25 protein-coding genes, 1 tRNA gene, 1 other RNA gene and 1 pseudogene are annotated in these 24173 nt (G+C 67.3%); 15 read left to right on the top strand and 13 right to left on the bottom strand.

Annotated elements, in window-relative coordinates; genetic code table 11:
* Positions 1-97 precede the first annotated feature (97 nt).
* From AC4HOU_RS11920 to tgt, 5 genes are all read left to right on the top strand, one after another.
* A complete protein-coding gene (locus AC4HOU_RS11920; RefSeq protein WP_163813494.1) occupies positions 98-691 on the top strand; it encodes a TetR/AcrR family transcriptional regulator in 594 nt (197 codons plus the stop codon).
* 36 nt (positions 692-727) lie between these two features.
* On the top strand, positions 728-1225 hold the full coding sequence (locus AC4HOU_RS11925; protein WP_195020442.1) for an RrF2 family transcriptional regulator: 498 nt from the start codon (positions 728-730) through the stop codon (positions 1223-1225).
* Positions 1226-1318: 93 nt separating this feature from the next.
* Positions 1319-3052, top strand: a complete 1734-nt coding sequence (locus AC4HOU_RS11930) for an ABC transporter ATP-binding protein (protein WP_490724500.1) — start codon at positions 1319-1321, stop codon at positions 3050-3052.
* Entirely contained in the window at positions 3049-4959 is a 1911-nt protein-coding gene (locus AC4HOU_RS11935) for an ABC transporter ATP-binding protein (protein WP_194990499.1), read from the top strand. The genes AC4HOU_RS11930 and AC4HOU_RS11935 overlap by 4 nt, the downstream gene beginning before the upstream one ends.
* A gap of 67 nt (positions 4960-5026) precedes the next feature.
* The gene (tgt, locus tag AC4HOU_RS11940; protein WP_194990498.1) at positions 5027-6280 is read left to right on the top strand and encodes a tRNA guanosine(34) transglycosylase Tgt; all 1254 of its coding nucleotides are present in this window, start codon (positions 5027-5029) and stop codon (positions 6278-6280) included.
* Here tgt and AC4HOU_RS11945 read toward each other — a convergent pair.
* Both AC4HOU_RS11945 and AC4HOU_RS11950 read right to left on the bottom strand, forming a co-directional pair.
* The gene (locus AC4HOU_RS11945) at positions 6267-6572 is read right to left on the bottom strand and encodes a chorismate mutase (RefSeq protein ID WP_194990497.1); all 306 of its coding nucleotides are present in this window, start codon (positions 6570-6572) and stop codon (positions 6267-6269) included. The two genes, tgt and AC4HOU_RS11945, sit on opposite strands and share 14 nt — an antisense overlap.
* A 63-nt stretch (positions 6573-6635) precedes the next feature.
* A complete protein-coding gene (locus tag AC4HOU_RS11950; protein ID WP_490724501.1) occupies positions 6636-7418 on the bottom strand; it encodes a queuosine precursor transporter in 783 nt (260 codons plus the stop codon).
* 28 nt (positions 7419-7446) lie between these two features.
* Between AC4HOU_RS11950 and AC4HOU_RS11955 the strand changes: the two genes are divergently transcribed.
* Entirely contained in the window at positions 7447-8037 is a 591-nt protein-coding gene (locus tag AC4HOU_RS11955) for a DUF4190 domain-containing protein (protein ID WP_163813487.1), read from the top strand.
* A gap of 123 nt (positions 8038-8160) precedes the next feature.
* Here the strand turns inward: AC4HOU_RS11955 and AC4HOU_RS11960 are convergent, their stop codons facing one another.
* Genes AC4HOU_RS11960 through AC4HOU_RS11970 form a run of 3 tightly spaced genes read right to left on the bottom strand, consistent with a single transcriptional unit; the run spans position 8161 to position 10442 of the window.
* A complete protein-coding gene (locus tag AC4HOU_RS11960) occupies positions 8161-8910 on the bottom strand; it encodes an RDD family protein (protein ID WP_194990496.1) in 750 nt (249 codons plus the stop codon).
* 40 nt (positions 8911-8950) lie between these two features.
* Positions 8951-9874, bottom strand: coding sequence for a tRNA glutamyl-Q(34) synthetase GluQRS (gene gluQRS, locus AC4HOU_RS11965; protein WP_490724502.1), 924 nt, complete (start codon positions 9872-9874; stop codon positions 8951-8953).
* Between the two features lie 25 nt (positions 9875-9899).
* Positions 9900-10442 carry a DUF309 domain-containing protein gene (locus tag AC4HOU_RS11970; protein WP_163813484.1) on the bottom strand — a complete coding sequence of 181 codons (543 nt, stop codon included), beginning with the start codon at positions 10440-10442 and terminating at the stop codon, positions 9900-9902.
* A gap of 439 nt (positions 10443-10881) precedes the next feature.
* Here AC4HOU_RS11970 and AC4HOU_RS11975 point away from each other — a divergent pair, with 439 nt between their 5' ends.
* Complete coding sequence (locus AC4HOU_RS11975) at positions 10882-11094, top strand: DUF397 domain-containing protein (protein ID WP_163813483.1); 213 nt, start codon at positions 10882-10884, stop codon at positions 11092-11094.
* A gap of 69 nt (positions 11095-11163) precedes the next feature.
* On the opposite strand, the gene qcrB is transcribed toward AC4HOU_RS11975, so the two are convergent.
* Positions 11164-12780: a cytochrome bc1 complex cytochrome b subunit gene (qcrB, locus tag AC4HOU_RS11980; protein ID WP_163813482.1), complete on the bottom strand. Its 1617-nt coding sequence runs from the start codon at positions 12778-12780 to the stop codon at positions 11164-11166.
* A 127-nt stretch (positions 12781-12907) separates the two neighbouring features.
* Here qcrB and AC4HOU_RS11985 point away from each other — a divergent pair, with 127 nt between their 5' ends.
* Entirely contained in the window at positions 12908-14833 is a 1926-nt protein-coding gene (locus AC4HOU_RS11985) for a WS/DGAT domain-containing protein (protein WP_195020447.1), read from the top strand.
* On the opposite strand, the gene AC4HOU_RS11990 is transcribed toward AC4HOU_RS11985, so the two are convergent.
* Entirely contained in the window at positions 14834-15127 is a 294-nt protein-coding gene (locus tag AC4HOU_RS11990; RefSeq protein WP_195020448.1) for a hypothetical protein, read from the bottom strand.
* A 185-nt stretch (positions 15128-15312) separates the two neighbouring features.
* Between AC4HOU_RS11990 and AC4HOU_RS11995 the strand changes: the two genes are divergently transcribed.
* Positions 15313-16071 (top strand): SDR family oxidoreductase, encoded by a 759-nt coding sequence (locus AC4HOU_RS11995; protein WP_490724503.1) that lies wholly within the window; start codon positions 15313-15315, stop codon positions 16069-16071.
* Between the two features lie 7 nt (positions 16072-16078).
* Here AC4HOU_RS11995 and AC4HOU_RS12000 read toward each other — a convergent pair whose 3' ends face one another.
* Positions 16079-16600: a DUF6968 family protein gene (locus AC4HOU_RS12000; RefSeq protein WP_228815219.1), complete on the bottom strand. Its 522-nt coding sequence runs from the start codon at positions 16598-16600 to the stop codon at positions 16079-16081.
* 13 nt (positions 16601-16613) lie between these two features.
* On the opposite strand from AC4HOU_RS12000, the gene AC4HOU_RS12005 reads away from it, so the two are divergent.
* Positions 16614-17606, top strand: coding sequence for a phosphatase PAP2 family protein (locus AC4HOU_RS12005; RefSeq protein ID WP_195020450.1), 993 nt, complete (start codon positions 16614-16616; stop codon positions 17604-17606).
* 9 nt (positions 17607-17615) lie between these two features.
* Here the strand turns inward: AC4HOU_RS12005 and AC4HOU_RS12010 are convergent, their stop codons facing one another.
* Positions 17616-18320, bottom strand: coding sequence for a DUF8020 domain-containing protein (locus AC4HOU_RS12010; protein ID WP_195020451.1), 705 nt, complete (start codon positions 18318-18320; stop codon positions 17616-17618).
* Between the two features lie 246 nt (positions 18321-18566).
* Here AC4HOU_RS12010 and AC4HOU_RS12015 point away from each other — a divergent pair, with 246 nt between their 5' ends.
* A complete protein-coding gene (locus AC4HOU_RS12015; protein ID WP_195020452.1) occupies positions 18567-19283 on the top strand; it encodes an oxygen-binding di-iron domain-containing protein in 717 nt (238 codons plus the stop codon).
* Positions 19284-19337: 54 nt separating this feature from the next.
* Positions 19338-20120, top strand: a complete 783-nt coding sequence (locus AC4HOU_RS12020) for a Mut7-C RNAse domain-containing protein (RefSeq protein ID WP_195020453.1) — start codon at positions 19338-19340, stop codon at positions 20118-20120.
* On the opposite strand, the gene AC4HOU_RS12025 is transcribed toward AC4HOU_RS12020, so the two are convergent.
* Positions 20117-21025: a SecDF P1 head subdomain-containing protein gene (locus AC4HOU_RS12025; protein ID WP_195020454.1), complete on the bottom strand. Its 909-nt coding sequence runs from the start codon at positions 21023-21025 to the stop codon at positions 20117-20119. The two genes, AC4HOU_RS12020 and AC4HOU_RS12025, sit on opposite strands and share 4 nt — an antisense overlap.
* A 57-nt stretch (positions 21026-21082) precedes the next feature.
* Positions 21083-21968: pseudogene (locus AC4HOU_RS12030) on the bottom strand (LysR family transcriptional regulator).
* Between AC4HOU_RS12030 and AC4HOU_RS12035 the strand changes: the two are divergent.
* Positions 21856-22290 carry a carboxymuconolactone decarboxylase family protein gene (locus AC4HOU_RS12035; protein ID WP_280498802.1) on the top strand — a complete coding sequence of 145 codons (435 nt, stop codon included), beginning with the start codon at positions 21856-21858 and terminating at the stop codon, positions 22288-22290. The pseudogene AC4HOU_RS12030 and the gene AC4HOU_RS12035 overlap by 113 nt on opposite strands.
* A 22-nt stretch (positions 22291-22312) precedes the next feature.
* Entirely contained in the window at positions 22313-22720 is a 408-nt protein-coding gene (locus tag AC4HOU_RS12040; protein ID WP_490724504.1) for a winged helix-turn-helix transcriptional regulator, read from the top strand.
* Between the two features lie 49 nt (positions 22721-22769).
* Here AC4HOU_RS12040 and AC4HOU_RS12045 read toward each other — a convergent pair.
* Together AC4HOU_RS12045 and AC4HOU_RS12050 are read right to left on the bottom strand one after the other, a co-directional pair.
* Positions 22770-22854, bottom strand: a tRNA-Ser gene (locus AC4HOU_RS12045).
* An 87-nt stretch (positions 22855-22941) separates the two neighbouring features.
* Positions 22942-23913: a hypothetical protein gene (locus AC4HOU_RS12050; protein WP_194992070.1), complete on the bottom strand. Its 972-nt coding sequence runs from the start codon at positions 23911-23913 to the stop codon at positions 22942-22944.
* Between the two features lie 120 nt (positions 23914-24033).
* On the opposite strand from AC4HOU_RS12050, the gene ffs reads away from it, so the two are divergent.
* Positions 24034-24128: signal recognition particle sRNA small type (gene ffs, locus AC4HOU_RS12055), an RNA gene on the top strand.
* Positions 24129-24173 lie beyond the last annotated feature (45 nt).

Raw genomic sequence — 24173 nt, forward strand, 5'->3', positions numbered from 1 at the left:
GTGCGGTAGGTAGACTACCGTAGGAACTAACCGGAGGCACAACCTCAATATCTCGGGCACCCGGAGCCGGGCAGAACAGTGATGAGAGGATCATCCCATGACCATCCGTGAGTCGACGGACGCCGTTGTCGCAGGTGGAGGCACTAAACAGGCCATCCGAGACGCCGCCGTCGAACTGTTCACCCATAAAGGTTTCGAGCAGACGAGCCTGCGCGAAGTCGCGGATGCGGTGGGAATCACAAAGGCCTCGCTCTACTATCACTACGCTTCCAAGCTCGATCTGCTGCTTGCGATCATCGATCCGGTGATCGACCACATGCGGTCGGTGGTCGAAGACATCGACGCCGTCCCCTACAACCCCGAAGGCATCCGCGCCGTGCTGCGCACCTACGTCCGCGGCATGGTCCGCCACCGTGACGCCGGCGCCATGTGCATGCGGGACACCGTCGCGATCGTGAACGCGATGGCCGACCGCTACCCCGACGTCGCCGAGAGCACCAGGCAGCTGCGGCACTGGCTGGCCGGGCCCGATCCCACCGACGAGGCGCTGCTGCGGGCCAGCGCCGCGCTGGAGATCCTCGGCGTGGCGCTGCTGTCCACCGAGGTGGTGCCGGACGCGCCGGACGAGCTGGTGGAAAAGACACTCCTGGATGCCGCCACCTGCGTCCTGATCGCGCACCGGACCGCGTAGATTCGACGCCGTCAATCGGATACGTCAGGAGCAGGAGTGCACATCACCGCGAAGGTCGATCACGCGGTGCGAACGCTGCTCGAGATCGCCGACGCGGCGGGCACCGGCGCGGCGGTGAAGGCCGAGGCCATCGCCTCGGCGCAGCGCATCGCCCCGAAGGTGCTCGAAGGGGTGCTGGCCGAGTTGCGCCGGGCAGGCCTGGTGACCAGCAGGCGCGGCCCGGACGGCGGCTACCGGCTGGCGCGCCCGGCCGCCGCGATCTCCATCGCCGATGTCATCCGCGGCATCGAAGGCCCGCTGGCGTCGGTACGCGGTGAGCGGCCAGAGGACGTGCGTTATCCGGGCGCGGCCGAACCCCTGCAGCGGGTGTGGATCGCGCTGCGAGTCAATATCCGTGCCGTCCTCGAGGACGTCTCGATCGCCGATATCGCCGAGAACCGGCTGCCCGGATTCATCGACGCGCTCACCGCCGACCCCGGCGCCTGGGTTCGCCGCGAGCCCCGTGACGATCAGGAACTGCTCGGCCGCGCCTGATCCCGCACCGTTTCCGGACAGTTCGGACACTCGACCAGTCCGAAACAAATGTGCTCGTCACGCCCGCGGAAATGCCGGTAGCCTCCAGTCATCATGTTGATCTCACTGCTTCGCACCTACCTGGCTCCTTATCGAGCGCAGCTCGCCGGAGTGGTCGCGTTGCAGTTGATCTCGGTCATCGCGATGCTCTACCTGCCGAGCCTGAACGCCGACATCATCGATGAGGGCGTCACCAAGGGCGATATCGGCTTCATCTGGCGCACCGGACTGTGGATGCTCGTGGTCACCGGCGTGCAGATCGTGGCCTCGGCCTCCTCGGTCTATCTGGCCGCACAGGCCGCGATGGGCGGCGGACGCGACCTGCGCGGTGCGCTGCTGCATCGGGTCGGCACCTTTTCCGCGCGCGAGGTCGGCGGCTTCGGCGCACCGTCGCTGATCACCCGCAATACCAACGACGTCCAGCAGGTGCAGCTGCTGATCGTGATGGCGGCGACGATCCTGGTCATGGCCCCGATCATGTGTATCGGCGGCATCATCATGGCGCTGCGCGAAGACCTGAAACTGTCCTGGGTGCTGCTGATCGCGGTGCCAGCGCTCGGGCTGAGCATGGCGCTGATCATCGCCAGGATGGTGCCCGGCTTCCGGGAGATGCAGGCCAGGATCGACGGGGTGAACCGGGTGCTGCGCGAGCAGATCACCGGCATCCGGGTGGTGCGCGCCTTCGTCCGGGAACGCCAGGAGACCTGGCGGTTCGGGGTGGCCAACACCGAACTCACCGACACCTCGCTGCGGGTGGGCCGGCTGATGGCGCTGATGTTCCCGACGGTCATGCTGATCAGCAACCTCACCGCCGTCGCCGTCATCTGGTTCGGCGGGCACCTGGTCGATTCGGGCGAAATGCAGATCGGCTCGCTCACGGCGTTGCTCGCCTACATCATGCAGATCCTGATGGCGGTGATGATGGCCTCGTTCCTGGCCATGATGGCCCCGCGCGCCGCCGTCTCCGCCGACCGCATCGGCGAGGTCCTGCAGACCCGCTCCTCGGTGCACCCACCGGCGAACCCGCAACCGTTCCGCGGTGATCCGGCCGAGGTCGACGTCCAATTCGCCGAGTTCAGCTATCCCGGCGCGGAGAAACCGGTGCTGCACGGAATCCGCTTCCGGGTGGGCCCGGGCCAGACCACCGCCATCGTCGGCTCCACCGGTGCGGGCAAGACCACCCTGATCAACCTGATCCCGCGCCTGATCGACGTCACCGATGGCGCGGTGTACGTCGGCGGCACCGATGTGCGCCATCTCGATCTGGAACTACTGCGCGGCCAGATCGGCCTGGTGCCGCAGAAGGCGTACCTGTTCTCCGGCACCATCGCCGGCAATCTGCGCTACGGCAATCCCGACGCCTCCGACGACGAGCTGTGGCGCTGTCTGGAGATCGCCCAGGCCGCCGACTTCGTCCGGGAGATGCCCCAGGGCCTGGAAACCCCGGTCGCGCAGGGCGGAACCACCGTCTCCGGTGGGCAACGCCAGCGCCTGGCCATCGCCCGCGCCCTGGTCCGCAAGCCGCGCATCTACCTGTTCGACGATTCGTTCTCCGCGCTCGACGTCGCCACCGACGCCAGGCTGCGGGAGGCGCTGCGCCCGGAGACCCGCGACGCCTCGGTGATCATCGTGGCTCAGCGCATCGCCACCATCCGCGATGCCGACCAGATCGTCGTCCTCGAAGACGGCGCCATGGCGGGCATCGGCACGCATGAGCAATTGCTGCGCGACTGCTCGGAATACCAGGAAATCGTCGAATCGCAGCTGAGCGTGGAGGAGGCCCGATGAGGCCGGGGGCGGTTCCGGGCGCGCCGGACAGCAAGCCGAAATCCTTCGGGCCGTCACTGAAGCGGTTGCTGCGCAGGCTCGCTCCGGAGCGGGCGAACGTCATCGCGATCGTGACGCTGGTGATCGTGTCGGTGGTGCTCAACACCCTCGGCCCCTACATCCTCGGCCAGGCCACCAACCTGGTCTTCGACGGCGTCGTCGGCAAGCAGTTGCCCGAGGGCATCAGCAAAGAGCAGGCCATCGAGGGCCTGCGCGCCCAGGGCGACAACACCCTCGCCGACATGCTCGCCGGCATGGATGTGGTGCCCGGTGTCGGTGTCGATTTCGACGCGGTCGGCCGGGTGCTGATGCTGGTGTTGGTGCTCTATATCGGTGCGTCGCTGTTCAGCTGGTTGCAGGGCTACCTGCTCAACAACGTCATCAACCGCACGGTCAAGCGCTTGCGCAGCGATGTCGAGGACAAGATCCACCGGCTGCCGCTGCGCTACTTCGATTCCGCGCCGCGCGGCGATGTGCTCAGCCGGGTCACCAATGACGTCGACAATGTCTCGCAGAGCTTGCAGCAGACCATGAGTCAGCTGCTGAACTCGGTGTTCTCGGTGCTCGGCATCCTGGTGATGATGTTCTGGATCTCGCCGCTGCTCGCGCTGATCGCCCTGCTGACGGTGCCCGCCGCGATCGTCGTCACCACCCAGATCGCCAAACGCTCGAAACCGCATTTCGTCGACCAGTGGAAGTACACCGGCCTGGTGAACGCGCAGGTCGAGGAGGCATACACCGGTCACGAGATCGTCACCGCGTTCGGCCGCAACCGTGAGGTCGCCGAGGAGTTCGACAAGCGCAACGAGCAGCTCTACCAGTCCAGCTTCAAGGCGCAGTTCATCTCCGGCCTGATCATGCCCGCGATCATGTTCCTCGGAAACGTGAACTACGTGCTGGTGGCGCTGGTCGGCGGGCTGCGGGTGGCGACAGGCCAGCTCTCCCTCGGCGAGGTGCAGGCGTTCATCCAGTACTCGAGGCAGTTCAGTCAGCCGCTGACCCAGATCGGCGCGATGGCGAACCTGCTGCAGTCGGGCGTGGCCTCGGCCGAACGCATCTTCGAGATCCTCGACGCCGAGGAACAGAGCCCGGACCCGGTGATGGAGGACGTGCGCCCGGTCGATCGCGGGCGGGTCGAGTTCGAGGCGGTGTCGTTCGGGTACGAGCCGGGCAAGCCGGTGATCGAACGACTGTCGCTGGTCGCCGAACCAGGCCATGTGGTCGCCATCGTCGGCCCGACCGGCGCGGGCAAGACCACGCTGGTGAATCTGCTCATGCGCTTCTACGAACTCGACGCCGGCACCATCACCATCGACGGCGTCGACATCACCGACATCACCCGCGATCATCTGCGCTCGCGGATCGGCATGGTGTTGCAGGACACCTGGCTGTTCAAGGGCACGATCCGGGAGAACATCGCCTACGGCAATCCGAATGCCAGCGAATACGACATCATCGCCGCCGCCCGCGCCGCCTATGTGGACCGGTTCGTGCACGCGCTGCCCGAGGGCTACGACACCGTCATCGACGAGGAGGGCACCGGGGTCAGCGCCGGTGAGAAGCAGCTCATCACCATCGCCAGGGCATTCCTGGCCAAGCCGTCGATCCTGATCCTGGACGAGGCCACCAGCTCTGTCGACACCCGCACCGAACTGCTGGTGCAGCACGCGACGGCCGCACTGCGCCGCGACCGCACCAGCTTCGTCATCGCGCATCGCCTCTCCACCATCCGCGACGCCGACGTCATCGTGGTGATGGAGAAGGGACAGATCGTGGAGCTCGGCAATCATGAACGGCTGCTGGAGAACCGCGGGGCGTACTTCCGGCTGTACAACGCGCAGTTCGCTGCCGCGGCGGCAGACGCGTAGCGATTCGCGATCGGGTCGGGCCGAGTACACCGCCCACCTGCCGGGATGGGCGGCGCCTGCTGCGAAGATGGGCTGCGTGTCCGATCGCGCAGCTTTCTCGTTCACCGTCGGTACCCGTCTCGACGGGCAGTACGGGCGGACCGGGGTGATCAGCACACCGCACGGCGATATCGCCACCCCCGCGTTCATCCCGGTGGGCACCAAGGCCACGGTCAAGGCCGTGCTGCCGGAGACGATGCGTGAGATCGGCGCGCAGGCGCTGCTGGCCAACGCCTACCACCTGTACCTGCAGCCCGGCGCCGACATCGTCGACGAGGCCGGCGGGCTCGGCCGGTTCATGAACTGGCCGGGCCCGACCTTCACCGACAGCGGCGGCTTCCAGGTGATGTCGCTCGGCGTCGGCTTCAAGAAGGTGCTGGCCATGGAGGCGGTGGACGTGCGAAGCGACGACGTCATCGCCAAGGGCAAGGAGCGCCTGGCCACCGTCGACGACGACGGCGTCACCTTCCGCTCGCACCTGGACGGCTCGAAGCACCGCTTCACCCCCGAGGTGTCGATGGGCATCCAGCATCAGCTCGGCGCCGACATCATGTTTGCCTTCGACGAGCTGACCACCCTGCTCAATACCAGGGCCTACCAGGAGAAATCCCTGCGACGCACGCACGAGTGGGCGCAGCGCTGCATCGACGAGCACGAACGGCTCACGCACGCCCGCGCCCACCGCCCGTACCAGGCGCTGTTCGCGGTGATCCAGGGCGCGCAATACGAGGATCTGCGCCGCAAGGCCTGCCGCGAACTCGAAGCCATCCGCGGCCAGGACGGCACCGAGTTCGACGGCTACGGCATCGGCGGCGCACTGGAGAAGCACAATCTCGGCACCATCGTCGGCTGGTGCAGCGCGGAACTTCCCGAGCACAAGCCGCGCCACATGCTCGGCATCAGCGAACCGGAGGACGTGTTCACCGCGGTCGCCAACGGCGCCGACACCTTCGACTGCGTGAATCCGTCGCGGGTGGCGCGCAATGCCGCGATCTACGTCGACGCGGGCCGGTTCAACATCAACACCAGCCGGTTCCGTCGCGACTTCACCCCGATCGACGAGAACTGCGACTGCTACACCTGCGCCAACTACACCCGCGCCTACCTGCATCACCTGTTCAAGGCCAAGGAGATGCTGGCCGCCACCCTCTGCACGATCCACAACGAGCGCTTCACGATCCGGTTGGTCGACCGGATCCGCGAGAGCATCGAGGGCGGGTATTTCGAGGAGTTCCAGGCCGAGACCCTGGGTACCTGGCAGGGCCGGATCAAGGCGCCGTAGTAGTCGGGTGCAGTTCGGCGTGCTCGGTCAGTTCTAGCTCGATGAACGCCCCGATCATCGCTCGCCACACCGCTTCGGCCACCTCGGGCGCGAGTCCGGCCGCCGCGGCGCGCTCACGAGCCAGTGCCACCACACGTTCCACCCGCTCCGGCGCGCGTACCGCCCGATGATCGGACTTGAAGGTGGCGGCGACGCGGACCAGCGCCTGCCGGTCGGCGAGCAGTCGGACCAGCTCGCCATCGATGGCGTCGATACGAGTGCGGACTTCGTCGAGCGTATGCGGATCGGACATGATCGGCGACCCTACCGGCGCCGGCGCGCCCCCGCTCTCGGGCGAGGGCGCGGGCCGGGTGCGTCAGCCGTGCAGTGGGTCGGATCCCGCAGGGGCATAGCTGGGTTCGTGCTTCTTGAGCACCGCGATGATGCGGTAGGTGATCGGCAGGAGCAGCACCTCGATCAGCGTCTTCCAGAGGAATCCGACGATCAGGTAGTTGATGAACTGCTGCCAGCTGTCGATGCCGATGGCGGTGGCGGCGATCGAGCAGAAGATCAGGGTATCGGCGAACTCGCCGACCACGGTCGAGCCGATCAGCCGGGCCCACAGGTGCTTTTCCTTGGTCCGCTCCTTGATCAGCACCAGCGTCGCCGAGTTCAGCAGCTGGCCCACGAAATACCCGGCCAGCCCGGCGGCCACCAGCTGCGGCGTGGTGCCGAGGACGGTGCGGAAGGCCTCCTGGTTCCCGTAGAAGACCGCGGGCGGCAGTTGGATCGCGATCGCGAAGCACACCACCATCAGCAGGAGCGCGGCGAAGCCGTAGTAGATGGCGCGTCGGGTGGCGCGGAAACCGTAGACCTCGCTCAGTACGTCGCCGAGGATGTAGGCCAGCGGGAAGAGGAAGAACGCGCCGTCGGTGGAGATGGGCAGCACCTCGAGCGGCCCGAGCGTCACCGACTTGTCGGAGAAGAACTGCACGCCCTTGGTCGCGCAGACGTTGGAAATGATCAGCGTGGCCGTGAACAGCGCCACGATGGGGGTGTAGTAGCCCCGCGCGACCTGGGCGAATGCCGCATGGTTCGACGCGGGGCGCCCAGACCCCTCGTGATCGGCGGGTTTGTTCGAATCACTCACCCGACTCATCCAACCAGGTTTGCCATATGGTGTAGCCATGACCAATCCCGGCGATTCCGACGAGTGGTGGAAGCAGTACGGCGGCCAAGGCGTGTCGTCGGAGTCAGGTGGTGCCGGTTCGGTCCCGCAGTACCCCGCAGCCGAGCAGCCCGGATATCCGTCGGGGCAGCAGCAGTATCCGGCCGCGCCGCAGTATCCCTCCCAGCCGGCCGCGGGCGCGCCACCGCAGTACCCCTCGGGTTCGCAGCCTCAATACCCGGCCGCCCCGCAATACCCGGCGTATCAGCAGCCCGCGCCGGATCCGTATGCGCAGCAGCCGTATCCGCAGCCGGGCTACGGAGCCCCGTATCAGGCCGGGTACCCCGGCTACGGCATGCCGCCGCAGGGTACCAACGGTATGGCGATCGGCGCGCTGATCACCTCGTGCATCGGCCTGCTGTGCTGCGGTTTGTTCGTGGTCTCGACGGTCGGACTGATTCTGGGTGTGGTTGCGCAGAAGCAGATCGACCAGACCGGCCAGGAGGGTCGTGGGTTCGCCCAGGCCGCGATCTGGGTCGGCGCGGTGAGCATCGGTCTCGGTGTGATCGTGTGGATCCTCAATATCATCGGAATCGTCGCGGGTCCGTAGTCGCGGCGGTGGCCCGCGGACAACTCGGGCCCGCCCGACCACAGCAACAATGAAGGGGTGCACCGGTTTCGGTGCGCCCCTTCATCTGCGTCCGGCACCGGGAGTCGCCCCGGTAGCCGCAGCTCAGCCCTTGACGACCTGCGTCCCGCCGGCGAACTTGTCGTGCCAACCCTGCTTGTTCGGGTCCTGCTCGATGGTGATCGCCATGTAGATGGCCAGGCCCAGGCTGGCCAGCTGGCCCAGGCACGGGATGATGTTGACGATCAGGTAGATGTTGCGCTTGATCGACACCTCGGGGCTGATCTTGGGCGCACCGCCGGGGGCGATGACGCGCAGGCCGAGGATCTTCTTGCCCAGCGTCGTGCCCATGTTCATCTCACACAGTACGAAGTAGGCCGACGGAATTCCTACGAACAGCAGATAACCGAGAATGATCCCGAACCAGTTCGTCATCACGAGTGTGACGACGAAGTTCACGAACCATGCCGGGATGATCGTGATCAACGCGTCGATGAATCGCGCACCGAACCGGGTCAGCAGATCACCCGGCTGCCCACCGAATCCCGGCTGCTGGCCGTACTGTCCGTAGCCCTGCTGCCCGTACTGCTGCTGCGGGTACGGATCCTGCTGGCCGTACGGCTGCTGCCCGTACTGCGGTTGCTGCCCGTACTGTCCCTGCTGGGCGTAGGGGTCCTGCGGCTGCTGGCCGTACGGCTGCTGCTGACCGAACTGCGGCTGGCCGTACGGCTGCTGCGGCGGCTGCTGGTCGTACTTCGGCTGCTCGCCGTACTGTGGCTGCTGCCCGAATTGCTGCTGCCCGTACGGCTGCCCGCCCTGCGGATACTGGTTGGGGTCGTACCCACCGCTTGTCATAAGTAATCCTCGTCCGTCGACAGATCGGTCGGTGGGTACGTTACGGACATCGATCGGGTAGCAACAACCCGTCCGGGTCGAGCGTCCAGGGCTTCGAGGGCAGCTCGAGCGGGTCGAATTCGGTCAGCAACTCCGCTGCGGTGCCCGCGGTGAAGCCGAGGGAACGCGCCAGCGCGGCGACCACCTGTCCGGTGCTCTCGCCGAGGGCGTGCCGGTCGGCCAGGGTCACCGCGCCGTCGCGTTTGGCCAATCGCTTCCCGGAGTCGTTGAGTACCAACGGAACATGTGCGTACTGCGGCACCGGCAGGTCGAGCAGCGTGGCCAGATAGGCCTGGCGTGGCGTGGACGGCAGCAGGTCGTCACCGCGCACCACCTGGTCGACGCCCTGTTCGGCATCGTCGACCACGACCGCGAGGTTGTAGGCCGGGACGCCGTCGCCGCGCCGCAGCACGACATCGTCGACCGGCCCGCGATAACGGCCGTGCAGTTGATCGATCACCTCGAACTCGGTCACCGCGGCCCGCAGGCGCAGTGCGGCGGGCCTGCCCTCGGCGCGTTTGGCCGCGCGTTCGGCCTCAGTCAGGTCGCGGCAGGTGCCGGGATAGGCGCCCATCGGTCCGTGCGGTGCGGTCGCCGCCTGCTGGATTTCCCTTCTGGTACAGAAGCATTCATATGTCAGACCGGCGGCGGTGAGGTGGTCGATGGCCGCGGTGTAGTGCGGCAGCCGGTCGGATTGGCGGACCACCGGCGGGTCCCAGTCCAGGCCGATCGCGGCGAGATCGGCCAGTTGCCTGGCTTCGGCGCCCGCGCGCACCCGATCCAGATCGTCGATGCGCAGCACGAATCTGCGCCCGGTGCTGCGGGCGAAGAGCCAGGCCAGCAGGGCCGTGCGCAGATTACCGAGGTGCAGGTCACCGGACGGGCTCGGTGCGTATCGGCCCGCGGGAGCGAGGTCGGTCGGCATTCCGGTCATGGTAGATGCGGCAGGGTCAGCCGGGCCGGGAGGTCGCGACGCACAGGCGCGGCTCCAGCCTGTCCTGGGGTATCGGCATGCCGGACTCCAGGTCGGCGAGCAGGCTCTGTGCGTGGGCGATCAAACCGGCGCCGTCGATGCCGTAGGGAAAGGATCGGGGACTTTCCGCACCGGCTTCGGTGTAATCGGAATCACTCTCGAAATCGGCCTCGAACGTCGAAAGCCGGTTTATCGCTCGGGCCAGTAGGGTATGCGCGCCCTTCGTGTTGCCGCGCTGAATGTGGGTGAGCCCCACGGCATACTGCGCCAGCCCCTGCCACAGCATCCGTTCGGCGAACGGGCCGTTCTTCCAGGCCGCCTCCAAAACCTCGTGTGCGTTGAATGCCAAGCCGTCGTCGAGTAGTTGCTGAGCGTAGGTGAGAGTTTGCTGGGGTGGCAGATTCAAGTCATCCGGAATTCGGGGAACACCCTGGCTACCCGGTGGCAGCGGGCGCCCGAGCCGGTCTCGGGGACGGGCGTTGAGGGCGCGACCTGTGGCGTCGCGATCGCGTTCGACCATGTTCTCCATGATCCACGCCGGTCCGGCGTTGTGCTCGCGCGGAGTATCGGATCGGGCATTTATGACCGATCACAGTCCAATCACATCCGATGAATACTTCAACTACCGAAACCGTCCCAGAAAGAAAGCCGGATGCTGGCAATGTTTCCGCAACGACAAAACTTCGCAAGCTTGGCAAAAGTGTTGTGGTAGTGGGCAAGAGACCGGCAAACTATGGATGAACCTGCTAGGGTTCACTGCGCGAGGCCCGCCCACGTGGGTGTTTTCGCCTCGCCGCCCGTGCGTTCTCGGAAATGCGAGTGCAGACAGGCGTACAGGGGAAGTTGCGCGCTATCACCAGGCGCACCACGGCGTTCGTCGTTCGGTGTCGGATGCCGGTTGATCGGAGCAAGTCAGAAGTCAGAACAAAATATCGTGACGCAGCAAAGGAGTCGGTGCCGTGGAGGTTGATTTGACGGGCGCTGTGTGGCGGAAGAGCCGGCACAGTGGCCCGGACGGGAACTGCGTGGAAGTCGCGCATCTCGTCGACGGCAACGTGGCGGTCCGGGACACCAAGGACAGCGGGAACGGACCGGTGCTGGCCTTCGCCCCCGGCGAGTGGGACGCATTCCTATCCGGCCTGGCCAGTGGCCAGTTCGGGCGCCGACAGTAGCGTCGGGCCGCAGCCGCAACACAGCATCACGGGCCCCGGGTCGATTCGGACTCGGGGCCTTCGCAGTGGTCAGTGCCCGGATTCCAGGTCCTGCTGGTTGCGCAGCACCGCGAGCTGCCGGTGTTCCTCTTCCTCTTCGATCGCCAGATTGCGTGCGGATTCCTCGCGCGGATCGGCGCGCAGCAAACTGCCGGTGCCGGGTTTGCCGGCCAGGCCCAGCTTGTTCATCTTCTTGGGCACCGGGGCGCCCTGGTATTCCAGCGGGAGCGGATGGCCGTGCTCGTCCACCGGGCCCAGCGGCTGGTGCACCTCGATGTACTCACCATGCGGCAGCCGCTTGATCACACCGGTCTCGATGCCGTGCTCGAGCACCGCGCGGTCGCTGCGCTGCAAGCCGAGGCAGAACCGGTAGGCCAGGAAGTAGGCGAACGGCGGGCCGAGCAGCAGGCCGATGCGTCCGGCCCAGGTGGTGGCGTTCAACGAGATGTTGAACTTGTAGGCGATGATGTCGTTGACGCAGGCCAGCGTCAGCACCACGTAGAAGGTGATGGCCATGGCGCCGATGGCCGTGCGTACCGGGACGTCGCGCGGACGTTGCAGCAGGTTGTGGTGGGCTCTGTCGCCGGTGAGACGTTTCTCGATCCACGGGTAGGCGATCAGCAGCACGAACACCAGGCCCATGGTCAGTGCCACCCAGGTCACCGCAGGCACGGTGTAGCGGCCCAGGTAGAGCTCCCATGGTGGCATCAACCGGGCGAGGCCGTCGGTCCACATCATGTAGAAGTCGGGCTGGGAGCCGGCCGAGACCTGGGAGGGGTTGTACGGTCCCAGGTTCCAGATCGGGTTGATCTGCAGGAGCCCGCCCATCAGTCCGACCACACCGAGGGTGAACGCGAAGAACGCGCCCTGATCGGCGGCGAACACCGGCACGATGCGGGCGCCCACCACGTTCCGCTCGCTGCGGCCCGGACCCGGGAACTGGGTGTGCTTCTGATACCAGACGATCGCGATATGGGCCGCGATCAGGGCCAGCATGATGCCGGGGAACAGCAGCACATGGGCGATGTAGAGGCGCGGGATGATGATGTCGCCGGGGAAGTCGCCGCCGAACATCAGCCAGTGCAGCCAGGTGCCGACGACGGGCAGCCCGATGGTGATGCCGGAGAACGCCGCCCGCAGTCCGGTGCCGGAGAGCAGGTCGTCGGGCAGCGAGTAGCCGAAGAAGCCTTCGAACATCGCCATGATCAGCAGCAGCGAACCGATCACCCAGTTCGCCTCACGCGGCTTGCGGAACGCGCCGGTGAAGAAGATGCGCAGCAGGTGCACGATGATCGAGGCCGCGAACAGCAGCGCCGCCCAGTGATGCACCTGGCGCACGAACAGGCCACCGCGCACCTCGAAGGAGATGTTCAGCGCCGTCTCGTACGCCCGCGACATGCCCACACCACGCAGCGGCTGGTAGGCGCCGTCGTAGACGACGTGGGCCATCGACGGGTCGAAGTACAGCGTCAGGTACACACCCGACAGCAGCAGGATGATGAACGAGTACAACGCGATCTCACCCAGCAGGAACGACCAGTGCGTCGGGAAGACCTTGTTGATCGAGCGCTTCACGAATGCCGCGGCGCGATATCGATCGTCCACCGCGTTGGCCTGCGAACTCAGTGTGCGTTCCAGTGCAGCCATAGTCGACACCCGACCCTGAGGAGAGTGAATTGGGTTCTACTACAGACGGTAGCACCGCGCGCGGTGTCCAGTCGATGGTTTTCTGCCCACCTCAGCGGTCTCGCCACCGGGTCGTTATCGTCGCCGCATGAGTACGGTGCAGCCGCAGGACGCGACGATGTACTGGCTGTCCGGCCGCACCCGCAACGACCTGTTCCTGCTCTACTGTTTCGCCGAATCCGAGCTGAGCACCGACCAGCTGCGCGCGATCATCGCCCGCCGCAGCGCGCGCATCCCCGACCTCTGCGTGCGCCTGCGTCCGGCGCCCCGCGATCTCGCGTACCCGACCTGGGTGCCGTGCGCGTTCGACACCGGGCAGTTCGTCGAATATCGGCTGCCGCAAGCTGATTGGGCGCACCTGGAGCAGGCACTCGGCGAGGTACTCGCAACGGGCGTCGACGCAGCCGTGCATCCTTGGCGGCTACATGTGTTCCGGGGAATCACCGGGGCGCCGCTGCCGTCGCGGGGGGAGAGCGCCCTCGGTGAGGTCGAATCCGGCTCGATCCCGGCTGCCGCCGAGGCCCTCGCAGGCCCGTCCGGATCCGTCGCGGCCCACCGGGCCACGGGCGCCGCACCGGGCGAGGTCGATGTGAGCGGGCCTCCGACCGGCCCGGGCCGCGCCTCCGGAACGACTGGACTGACCGAGCTCCGGCGCGCGGTGGACGTCACCGCCGATCCGTCCGGATCCAGGGCGGCGCCCCGGGTCACCGTCGCGGTGTTGCAGATGTCGCATGCGCTCGCCGATGGAAGACGTGCGGCCGAGCTGGCGCGCGCCCTGTTCGCCCCGCCGGTCCGCGGCTCGCGACGATCTCCAGCGGCATCGCGTGATCAGCGGGAAAACGAATTGCTCGCGGCGGAACCTGCCGATTCGTCGCCGCAGGTCTCGGCCGCGCGGTCACGGCGTGACCGAGCGGACTCGCGGGAGCGCGTACCCGACATCGGCACTCCGTCCGGCGCTGCGCGCCACCGGGCGGGACGCGCCGCCGCCACCGGACGTGAGATCGTCCGCACCGCCGCCGCAGCAGCGATCCGGTTCGGTGCGGCGGTCAAAACGATTCGGGTCGGTGCGGCCGCCAAAGCGATCCGGTTCGGTGCGGCTGTCGAAGCCGTCCGGCTCGGTGCGGCTGTCGCCGGCATCCCGGTCCGCATGGCACGCACCGTGGTCGGCGGCATCGGCGCGTTTCGTGCCCAGCGGGAGCTGGCGGAGGCGACAGCGGCAGGGGAGTTGCCCGAGGCGGGCGGTGGGTTCGCGGCGAGCGTTCTGAATGGCCCCGGCGAGGTCGGAGGCCATGCGGTGCGGATGATCGTGTGTCCGGTGGCGTGGCTGCGGGCACCGGGTTTCAGCGTGACGGTGCTTGCGCTGACGGCGGTGTCGATCGCGCTGGAGCGGTATCTGGACCAGCGCGGCGAGCCGGTGGACCGGCTGGGTGCGCAGGTGCCGATGGCCTTGCCCGCACCGGATCAGGTGGTCTCACGCGATGCCGGTCGGCTGCGAAGCGCGGCCGCTCTGGTCCGTGACCGGGTCGCGGGAGCGGCGCCGCGCAACAATTACCGCAGCCTCGGCGTCGAACTATTTTCCGGTGAGTCCGATCCGCGCCGCCGGGCCGAACTGATCGCCGCCGATCTCGCCGCCCGCCGCACCCGCGCGTCGCATCCGCTGCTGGCTGCCCAGGACCGGGTCACCGCCGCGCTGCCCGCCCCGATCCTGCGCCGCGACGTCGACCGCTATCCGATCGACATCGTGCCGGAATCGATTGCCGGCCATACCGTCGTCTCCAGCGTCCACCGCGGCCCGGCAGATCTCACCTTCGGCGCGGCTCCCGTCCTGTTCACCGCTGGCTTTCCCGCGCTCGGCTCGGTCATGCACCTGACCCACGGCGTCCACGGCCTCGGCGACACTGTCACCATCTCCCTCCACGCCGACCCGGAAACGATGCCCGACCTCGACCTCTACACCGATGTGCTCCGCTCGGCCCTCGCCGAGGTGGGCGGTATCCGCCCGGCTGCCGACTGATCAGAGCTTCCCCGCCGCGAGCTGATCGAAGACCTGCCGGTAGTACCTGGTGAAGAACGGGCGGCCCACCGCCCGCATCATCAGCAACCCGAACCGCGCCGAGCCGCTGATCGCGGTGTTGTCCCAGATGCCGTGCAGGGCGCTACCGCCGTCGCGGGCGGGTCGGGCGACCACCGTGTGATAGCTGCCGACGGCGAGGCCGCCCGACTCGGGTTCGGTGCGGTAGGCGACCTCCATGTGGCTCGGGCCGGTGGCTGCGGTGGACGCGACTTCGCGACCCGGGTCGAAGCGCATGGCCGCCACCTCCCTCGATAGGGCGCGAACTTCCTACCGAGATTTTCGCACCCTCGGTGAGATGGTGGTCACTGTTCGGCCGGGCCGTCACATTCGGCCGCCCGCCCTCGTCTCCAGACAGAGACCGAAGAACTGCCGATCACCGTAGGCATTCGCCCGGTGACGCGACGGAACGGAGTACGGCGATGCCCTCGAACATTTTGCTCACCGGCGGTACCGGCACCCTCGGACGTCAGGTGACGCCGCTGCTGCGTCAGGCAGGCGTGCCCTTTCGGGTGCTGAGCAGGCGCGCTCCCGGCATCCGCGACGGCATCGAATACGTCACCGGCGATCTGCTGAAGAACGTGGGTGTCGATGCCGCGGTGTCCGGCGCCGACACCATCCTGCATCTGGCCGGTGACGCCAAGACCGATGCCGACAGCACCCGTAACCTGATGACCGCGGCGGCCGGTGCCGGCGTGCGGCACGTCGTCTACATCTCGGTCACCGCGCCGGATTCGCTGCCGGTGCGGTACTACCGGCAGAAGGCGGCGGCCGAGCAGATCGTGGTGCGCTCGGGTGTCCCGTGGACGACATTGCGGGCGGCGCAATTCCACGACCTGCTGTTCGGTGTGGTCCGTGCGATGGCGAAATCACCGGTGATTCCCGCGCCCGGCGGGCTGCGGGCACAGCCGGTGGAGACGGCCGAGGTCGCGCAACGGCTGGTCGAACTCACTCTCGGTGAGCCGGCGGGGCTGGTGCGCGATCTGGTCGGGCCCGAGGTACTCGAACTGTCCGAACTCACCCGTGCGTATCTGCGCGTCACCGGAAAACGGCGGCTGCTGCTGCCGGTTCGACTGCCGGGCGCGATGGGGCGCGCCTACCGGGCAGGTGACAATCTCGTCTTCGGCTGTGACGTGGGCAAGCGCACCTGGGCCGACTTCCTGGCCGAGCACGCCGGATGAGGCGCGATCAGCGGGCGGTGGCCTCGACCGCGCCGGGGCCGACGGTGGCGCCTTCGAAGAACTGGGTTTCGCTCATGCCGAGGCGTGAGGTGACCAGTTCCAAAGCCAGCCGCACCACCGACATCTCATCGGGCGCCACCACTTGGGACTGTTCCAGTCGGGAGGTGCCGCGTTCGACGCGGATGCGGCAGCGCCAGCCGCGGCCGGTGGCGTACGGCTCGGGACGTCCGATCATCACGCGCACCGCCGCGCCGTCGACGGTGAACTGCTTGGTGGCCAGCAAATCGACCGCTGAGGTGTCGGCCGCGATCATGCCGCCACGTCCGGCACGGGCACGGTGGCAGCTATTGGCGGTGTTTCCCATCGAAATCTCCCGGTCCCAGGCGAACGGTATGGGAGTCGTGCTGCTCCCGTCGGGCATGACCGTATCGGCTGGCGAAGAAATCAGCAACACTTCAGCAAACGAGTTAACTCGGGTGTCATCTGCCGGACTCGTGCCGGATCTCGTCCGGGTAACCGCGTCGTGCATGGAAACTGGATAGATGGGCGTGCCAACGGCGGACGCTCCGGTCTCGCAACAACAGCAGCGACCGGCGCGGCGACTGTTTCGTAGTGGGGTCTGGTGCGGGTACCTGGCGGCCTTGGCCGTCGTGAGCATCGTCTTCGGCATACCCACCGATCGCATCTATCAGGCCGCGTGGATCATGGTCGGCATCGCGGCCTTCAACCCCTATCGGCCGTGGCGCGAGCATCTGCGGATCCTGATCGACTGGGTACCGTTGATCGCGGCGCTCGTGGTGTACGACCACACCCGCGGCATCGCCGACAAACTCGGCATGCCGGTGCGGGTCGAGGAGCTGGTCTCGGCCGAGAGCTGGCTGTTCGGCGGCACGATACCGACGGTCTGGCTGCAGCAGCAGCTGATGACCGGCGACCAGCGGCCGTGGTGGTCGATTCTCACCGGCATCGTCTACACCAGCCATTTCATCGTCCCGTGGCTGGTGGCCGCCATCTTCTATGTGCAGTCGCGCGGGCGCTGGTCGAAGTACATGCGCCGCATCGTGCTGCTGTCGTATCTCGGCCTGCTCACCTACATCCTGGTGCCCGCCGCGCCGCCCTGGTACGCCTCGCGCGAGGGCGTGATCGACGAGGAGGTCGGCCGGGTCAGCGGCTTCGGCTTCGGCATGGTCTCGTTCGATACGAGCGCCGATTGGCTGGAAGCGCAGGGCAATCTGGTCGCCGCGCTGCCTTCGCTGCATGCCGCGTTCTCGCTGATGGTGACGGTGGCGCTGTGGCCGTACGCCCCGAGATGGTTCCGGGTGATCCTGGCGCTGTACCCGCCTGCGATGGCGTTCACGCTGATCTACGGCGGCGAGCACTACACCATCGACGTGCTGCTCGGCTGGGCGTATGTCGGGGTGACGATCCTGCTCGCGCGGGCATGGGAACGGCACCGGCCGCCGCCCCCGGATGAACCGCGTGAGCCGCCGGCGGCCGATGTGGAGTCGGCAACCGACGGCGTTCGCGAGCCCTGAACCGGTCGTCTACTTCGTGCGCGGGGTGAACGGCTGGTTGATCGTGGTGAAGTACTGGGCCAGCGCCGCGATGGCCACCGGCGCGGTCACCAGCAGCTGGCCCGCGAGGGTGCCCAGCGCGCCGATCGCGATGATGCCGCCGAGGCAGCCGACGGCGGCGGCCGGGATGAACGGGCCGAACATGCCGACGATCGTCGCCGCCGCTACCGTCGCCCCCGCGATACCGCCGAGGATGCAGCCGACGACGCCACCACCGATGCCGCCGACCATGGTGCCGATCGAGGCGCCGGTGGCGATCGTGTCCTTCAGCCGGGTGAAGGCCGCCACCTCGCGGTCGTAGGGGGTCTTCCAGTTCGCCTGATCTTCGAACGGCAGCGCCACCGGCTGGTAGACCGCGTGCTCGAGGTCGAAGCGCGGGGTGAGGGTCGCGGTCTTGTCGTTGATTTCGGCGGCGATCGGGAAGAGGAAATCGTCGACTCGGAACTGCAGTGGTGTACCCGCCAGCACGGTGCCGTCCTCGGCCTTGATGGCGAAGATTCCGCCCTCGGTGGTGAACGAGCCGGAATCGATGGTGACGACGGTGTTGGTCGGGGTGGTGGTGGCGGTGTAGTTCACCGCGTCCGCGGTGTGCGGGTCCGCACCGGCAGGCCCGATGGTTAGGACGGTTGCTGCGACGGCCAGAGTGGATACGGCAGCGATCTTGCGCAGGAACATCGGGGCGAAACCTCCAGTGGGGACGGCTGATTCGAAGCGACGATAACAGTCGCAGATGCAGCTGAAGCCTGGCTGAAGAAGCCTGAACCCGTCTTCAGCGTCTCTCGCCGCCCCCTCGGGGAGAACGCGAAAGCCGGGTGTTTGCTCCCGTGCGATTCCGGCGTCCGGCGTTCGCGAGTAGACTTCAAGACCGGTGTTCGACGCGCATGTTTTGTCGTGGGGGGCCGTACTACCAGGGGATTCGCAATGGATACCCATACCGACGAGATCGCGGACGGCATCTATCGCATCTCGACTTTCATCCCGGAGCTCGGCCCGGCCGGGTTCACCTTCAACCAATTCTTCGTCGATGCCGAGGAACCGTTGCTGTTCCACACCGGAATGCGTGGCCTGTTTCCCCTGGTCACGGCGCAGATCGAGCGAATAAGGCCGGTCGAACAGCTGCGCTGGATCACCTTCGGTCACGTCGAGGCCGACGAGTGCGGCGCCATGAACCTGTTTCTCGCCGCCGCACCGAATGCCCAGGTCGCGCACGGTGCGCTGGGCTGTTCGGTGTCTATCGAGGACATGGCCGACCGGCCGCCGCGCCCGATGGTCGACGGCGAAGTCCTCGACATCGGCGGCCGCCACATTCAGCACTTCGACACCCCTCATGCTCCCCACAATTGGGAAGCCCGAGTCCTCTACGAGCAGGACACCGGAGTGCTTTTCTGCGGCGATCTGATGAGTCAATTGGGCAACGGTCCGGCCCTGACGGCCGCGGATCTGGTCGAGCCCGCTGCCGTCGCCGAAGACGTCTTCCATGCCACCTCGCTGGGCCCGGCCGTGCCCGCCGCGCTCCGTAAACTCGCGCAACTGCGGCCGACCACGTTGGCGATCATGCACGGATCGAGCTTCGTCGGCGACGGGGCGACCGCTCTGCTCGCGCTCGCGGATGAATATGAGCAGCGGCTGGCCGCCTGAACCGGGAACCCACGCCGGAAGCATCCTCGTGCTCCGGACGGTGACCTCGGATCCATGACCGCAGGTGTCGAACTGCGCGTATACGCCGAGCTGAACGACTTCCTGCCGGCACCGGCGCGGCACCGGATGCTGTGGCGGCCGGTGCGCCCGCATCAGACGGTCAAGGATGTGGTGGAAGCGGCGGGTGTGCCGCATACCGAGATCGATCTGCTGCTGGTCAACGGCGAATCGGTCGATTTCGGGCATCGCCCGCGTCCGGGTGACCGGCTGGCGGTGTATCCGATGTTCGAGACCCTCGATATCGGATCGCTGACCCGGGTGCGGCCCCGACCGCTGCGTGAACCGCGCTTCCTCGTCGACGTCAACCTCGGCGGCCTGGCCCGGCTGATGCGGTTGATGGGGCTCGACATCCGCTGCGAATTCGACGCCGACGATGCCGAGCTGGCCCAGATCTCGGCCGCCGAGCACCGCATCCTGCTCACCCGCGACAGGGGACTGCTCGCGCGGCGCATCGTCACCCATGGGGTGTTCGTGCGCGCGGACCGGCCGGTGGACCAGATCCTCGAAGTGATCACCCGGCTCGATCTCGCCGACCGCCTCGCTCCGCTCACCCGGTGTGTGCGCTGCGGCGACCTGCTCGACGATGTCGACAAACGCGACGTCGCCGATCGGCTGCCCCCGCTCACCCTGCGCTACTACGACACCTTCCGGCAGTGCCGCGGCTGCGGGCGCGTCTACTGGGCCGGCGCCCATCAGGATCGCCTCGACGACCTCATCGCGCGGATTCGTGCGGGCATCGCGGAGCGCGGGCGGGCCGGGACCGGTGAACAGACCTAGCGTTCGGTGAAGGGCACCGGGAGGTCACCGAAGCGCAGCGAGTTGGCCAGCTCCTCGGCCGATTCGGCGGTGAAGTTCCCGGAGATCAGCGTGGATCCGCCGGGCGAGGGCGACATGATCATCGGGGCGCTGATGACCTCGGTGTCGACGACGAAAGCCGCTCGCCTGTTGATGTTTTCGGTGGTGAAATCCGCGAACACCTCGGTGGCATCCCTGGTGAACGTCACCTCGATCGAGTGCCGGTCCGATCCGGGTTCGGGGCGGGTCTTCGCATCCGAGATGCCGCGATTGTCGAGCACCGAGGGGCCGAGCAGCAGCACTTCGGTGCCGTCGGCGGCACAGGTCACCAGTGGTAGCGCCGGGTCGTCCGCGCTGCGCAGCGGATCGGCCGCGCCGCAGTCGAGCGCGGCGATCGCCTGCTGCTGAATCGCGGGATCACTGCTCTGCCTGGTGATCTTGGCGGTGATCGGGTCGGTTGCCGGTGGGGCCGGGGCGCTGCCGGAGCCGGCCGTCGGCACCGCGGTGAGGACCGGCCGCACCGTCAGCTTGCCGGTGTGTGCGAGCCTGCGCGCTGCCGCGCCGTCGTCGTCGGGGACGGTGACCACCAGGGTGTCATCTTTGATCGTGACGGTCGTGCCCGGCAGCCGCATGCCCTCGGCGCGCCACAGAATGATCTGCCTGGCGGCACTCATGGTTTCCGGTGTCGGCGGTGTGCCGTCGGCGGTCTGTGCGGTCAGGACCACCGGTATGCCGGGCGGCGCTTGCGTCGTCGACGGCGGCGCCGTCGAGGTCGACTCCGGTACCGCCTGCCCGGAAACATCGCATCCGGTGAGCAGCGCAGAACCCGCGGCGAGCGCGATCACCGCACCGCGTACTCGCCAGGAGCTGGTGTACTTGCTCTTCATCGGAACCCCCCGATCTCGCCATGTGCCGGTGAGCCTAATCGACCGCGCCCGCACGCGTCAGCGCGTCGGCCTCGGCGTGCCGGTCGCCGGTGCCGCGAACTTCTCGATCCCCAGCCGTGCGAATTCCCGGCCCATCGGCCCGATTCCCACGGCCGACCACACCAATCCGTATTCCAGCGGCGCGGCATCGGCCAGCGGGCGGTACACCAGGTCGGGGCGCGCGTAGTAACGCGCACCCTGTGCCGCGCATATGGTGACGCCGTGGCCCGCGGCCACCAGCGTGAGCAGCTCCTGCCAGTAGGCCGTGGCCGGCCTGCGGTGGATCGGCCGGCCGCTGCGAATCGGACACGGCCACCACCCGTTCGTCACTGAACAGGACCGGCCCGGACACGAGATCGGGTTCGTCGACGGGGAATTCGATGAGCTGCACGTCGAGTTCGCCGCGGCGCAGCGACCCGAAGCGATCGGATAGGTGCACTTCACGGATCTCGACAGCACAGTCGGTATGCCGAGTCCGGAACTCGGCCATGATTTTCGCGACCAGCTCGCTGGCCCTCGGGCTGGAGAATCCGAGGCGCAGTATGCCGCCGCGAGCGGCATCGGCGGCCCGGTCGATGGATCGTTGGACGCCGGCGAAGTGCGGGGTGAGATCCTCGCGCAGCTGGTGACCGATCGGGGTGAGCACCACGCTGCGACTGGTCCGCTCGAACAGCGGCGCGCCCACCCGCCGTTCCAAGGCTTTGATCAGTTGGCTTATCCGAGCCCTCGACACGAACAGCCGCTCGGCGGTCCGACCGAAATGGAGTTCATCCGACAGCGATCTGACAGCCGTGTCACCGCGCGCCTTCGAGCTGATCGCCGAGCTCGAACTCGTGCTGCAATGCGAGGGCTGGGCGGACGCTCGGCTCGAGGAACTGGTCCGGATCCGGATTTCACAGCTCAACGCCTGCGCCTATCACCTCGATGTGCACACCCGTGCTGCGCTGGCCGGCGGGGAAACCCAGCAGCGGCTCAACCAACTGGCGGGCTGGCGCGATGCACAGCTGTACTCCGACACCGAACGTGCCGCGCTCGCGCTCGCGGAAACGCTGACCGTGCTGCCCGGATTCGAAGTGCCCGATGACACCTTCGGTGCGGCCGAACGCCTGCTCGGGCCGTACAACCTCGGCAATCTGATCATGATCATCGCCCTCGCGAACGCGCGGGATCGGATGTGCCTCGCCACCAGGACCGCACCGCCGTGCGGGGCGGACCGGCGAATGTGACTGCTCGACAGGAATGGAAACGATGCTCCGACAAGCACCCGATGCGCCGCGGATGGTGACCGGATACCAAGTGGCCTGCGACGTTCGTGATGTCCTCAGCGGCATCGGCGACAAATGGACCGTGCTGGTGATCGCCGAGCTCACCGTCGACACCCGCCGGTTCCTGCAACTGCATCGGCGGGTGCCGGGAATCTCACAGCGCATGCTGACGGTGACACTGCGCAAGCTCGAACGCGACGGCCTGATCGCGCGAACGGTGTATCCGACGGTTCCGGTCCAAGTCGAATACGCGTTGACGCCGATGGGCCGCAGCCTGCTCTCGGTATTGGAGGCGGTCGCGGCCTGGTCTGCCCGATACCGAAGCGAGGTGCTCGCCTCGCGCAGCCGCTGGGATGCGGCGATCCTCGATGCAGCGGGTTCGGTGGCGTGACGCACAACAGGCCGGGACACTGAGAAGTGTCCCGGCCTGTTGTTCTCTGCGGAGGATAGGGGATTTGAACCCCTGAGGGCGTTAACCCAACCCGCGTTCCAGGCGAGCGCCATAGGCCACTAGGCGAATCCTCCGTGGTGCAGCATACCGGCTGGACCCCGGCCGATGCCAAACGGGCCGGTCGCGGCGCTCATCCGCGCTGGTGCGCGGCGTCGCGCCGGCTATTTGCGCAGGGCGTCGAGCACCTTCTTGACCTGCGCGCGGGCCGCGGCGTCGATGCCGTCGCGGTCGAAGCTGCTCATGGACGAGACGCTGATCTCGACCTTGACCGAGATATTGCTGTCGTTCACGGCGACGATGTGGTCGAGCGTGCTGGGGATGTAGTTGTAGGTGTGTTCCTGGGTGGCGTAGTAGCCGCGCTCGCCGATATCGCTCACGTTGCCGTGGTCGTAGCCGGTGCCGGTGGTTCCGGTGTCGAACTGCTTCCACATGTCGAACCGGGGTTCGTCCTGGTACTTGGTGTCGAAGGCGACCTCGAGCGACAGCGACGCATCGCCGCCGTCCTCGCCGGGGTTGGTGTTCTTGGCCCGGCAGCTGAGGTCGCCGCCGCCGATGCTGTCCATCGGGCCGTCCTCTTTGTGGGTGGTCTCCTCGCGGTTGACCGCCCACTGGTCGAGGACGCTGAGGTCGACCAGCTCGCAGGCGTTGCCCTCCTTGAAGGCGTACTCACCGTCCCAGGGCTTGTCGCTGGAATCGGACACGCTCGAGGCGATGGCGATCACACCGACGATGACCACGAGCAGCACCACCGCGGCGATCGAACCGCCGATGATCCAGGGCGTTTTGTTGCTCGGCCGCGGTGGCGGAGGCATGAAGCCGGCCGGCGGCACCGGCTGGCCCGGTGCCCATTGCTGCTGTCCACCGGGCGGGTACGGGGTGGCTCCGCTCGGATAGGGGTTGGCCCCCGGATACGGTGCGACGCCGCTGGCGTAGGGGTTCGCGCCGCTCGAGTACGGATCGCCGGGCGGATTCAGGTCCGAGCGCAGGATGGTCGGATCGGCCACCGGCTGGTTCAGGTCGGATCGCAGGATCGTCGGATCCGCCCTGGACGGGTCGGCCCCCTGCCCGGTGTTCGGTGTCTCCCACCACTGCGGTTCCGGGCCGCCGCTGCCGGGCGGATTCTGGTTGGTCATCTGTCGATCCCCTCGTGCGTGAGGGCAAAGCCCCTCCCGTTGTTCCCAAGGATCGTAGCCAGCGATCTTGTCGCGCGCGCCCCCTGTCTGCACGGCTCGCGAGGGACCGCTACACTGGCCGACGGATCCCGCGCGGCGCGCATCCTGTGAACTCCCCCAGGGCCGGAAGGCAGCAAGGGTCAACGGGCTCTGCCGGGTGCGCGGGGTCCCCTTTTTTATTGCCCCCAATTCGCAGCAATCGCCGGGTAACGTTGACCGGG

This window comes from Nocardia sp. JCM 38205, assembly GCF_058222935.1.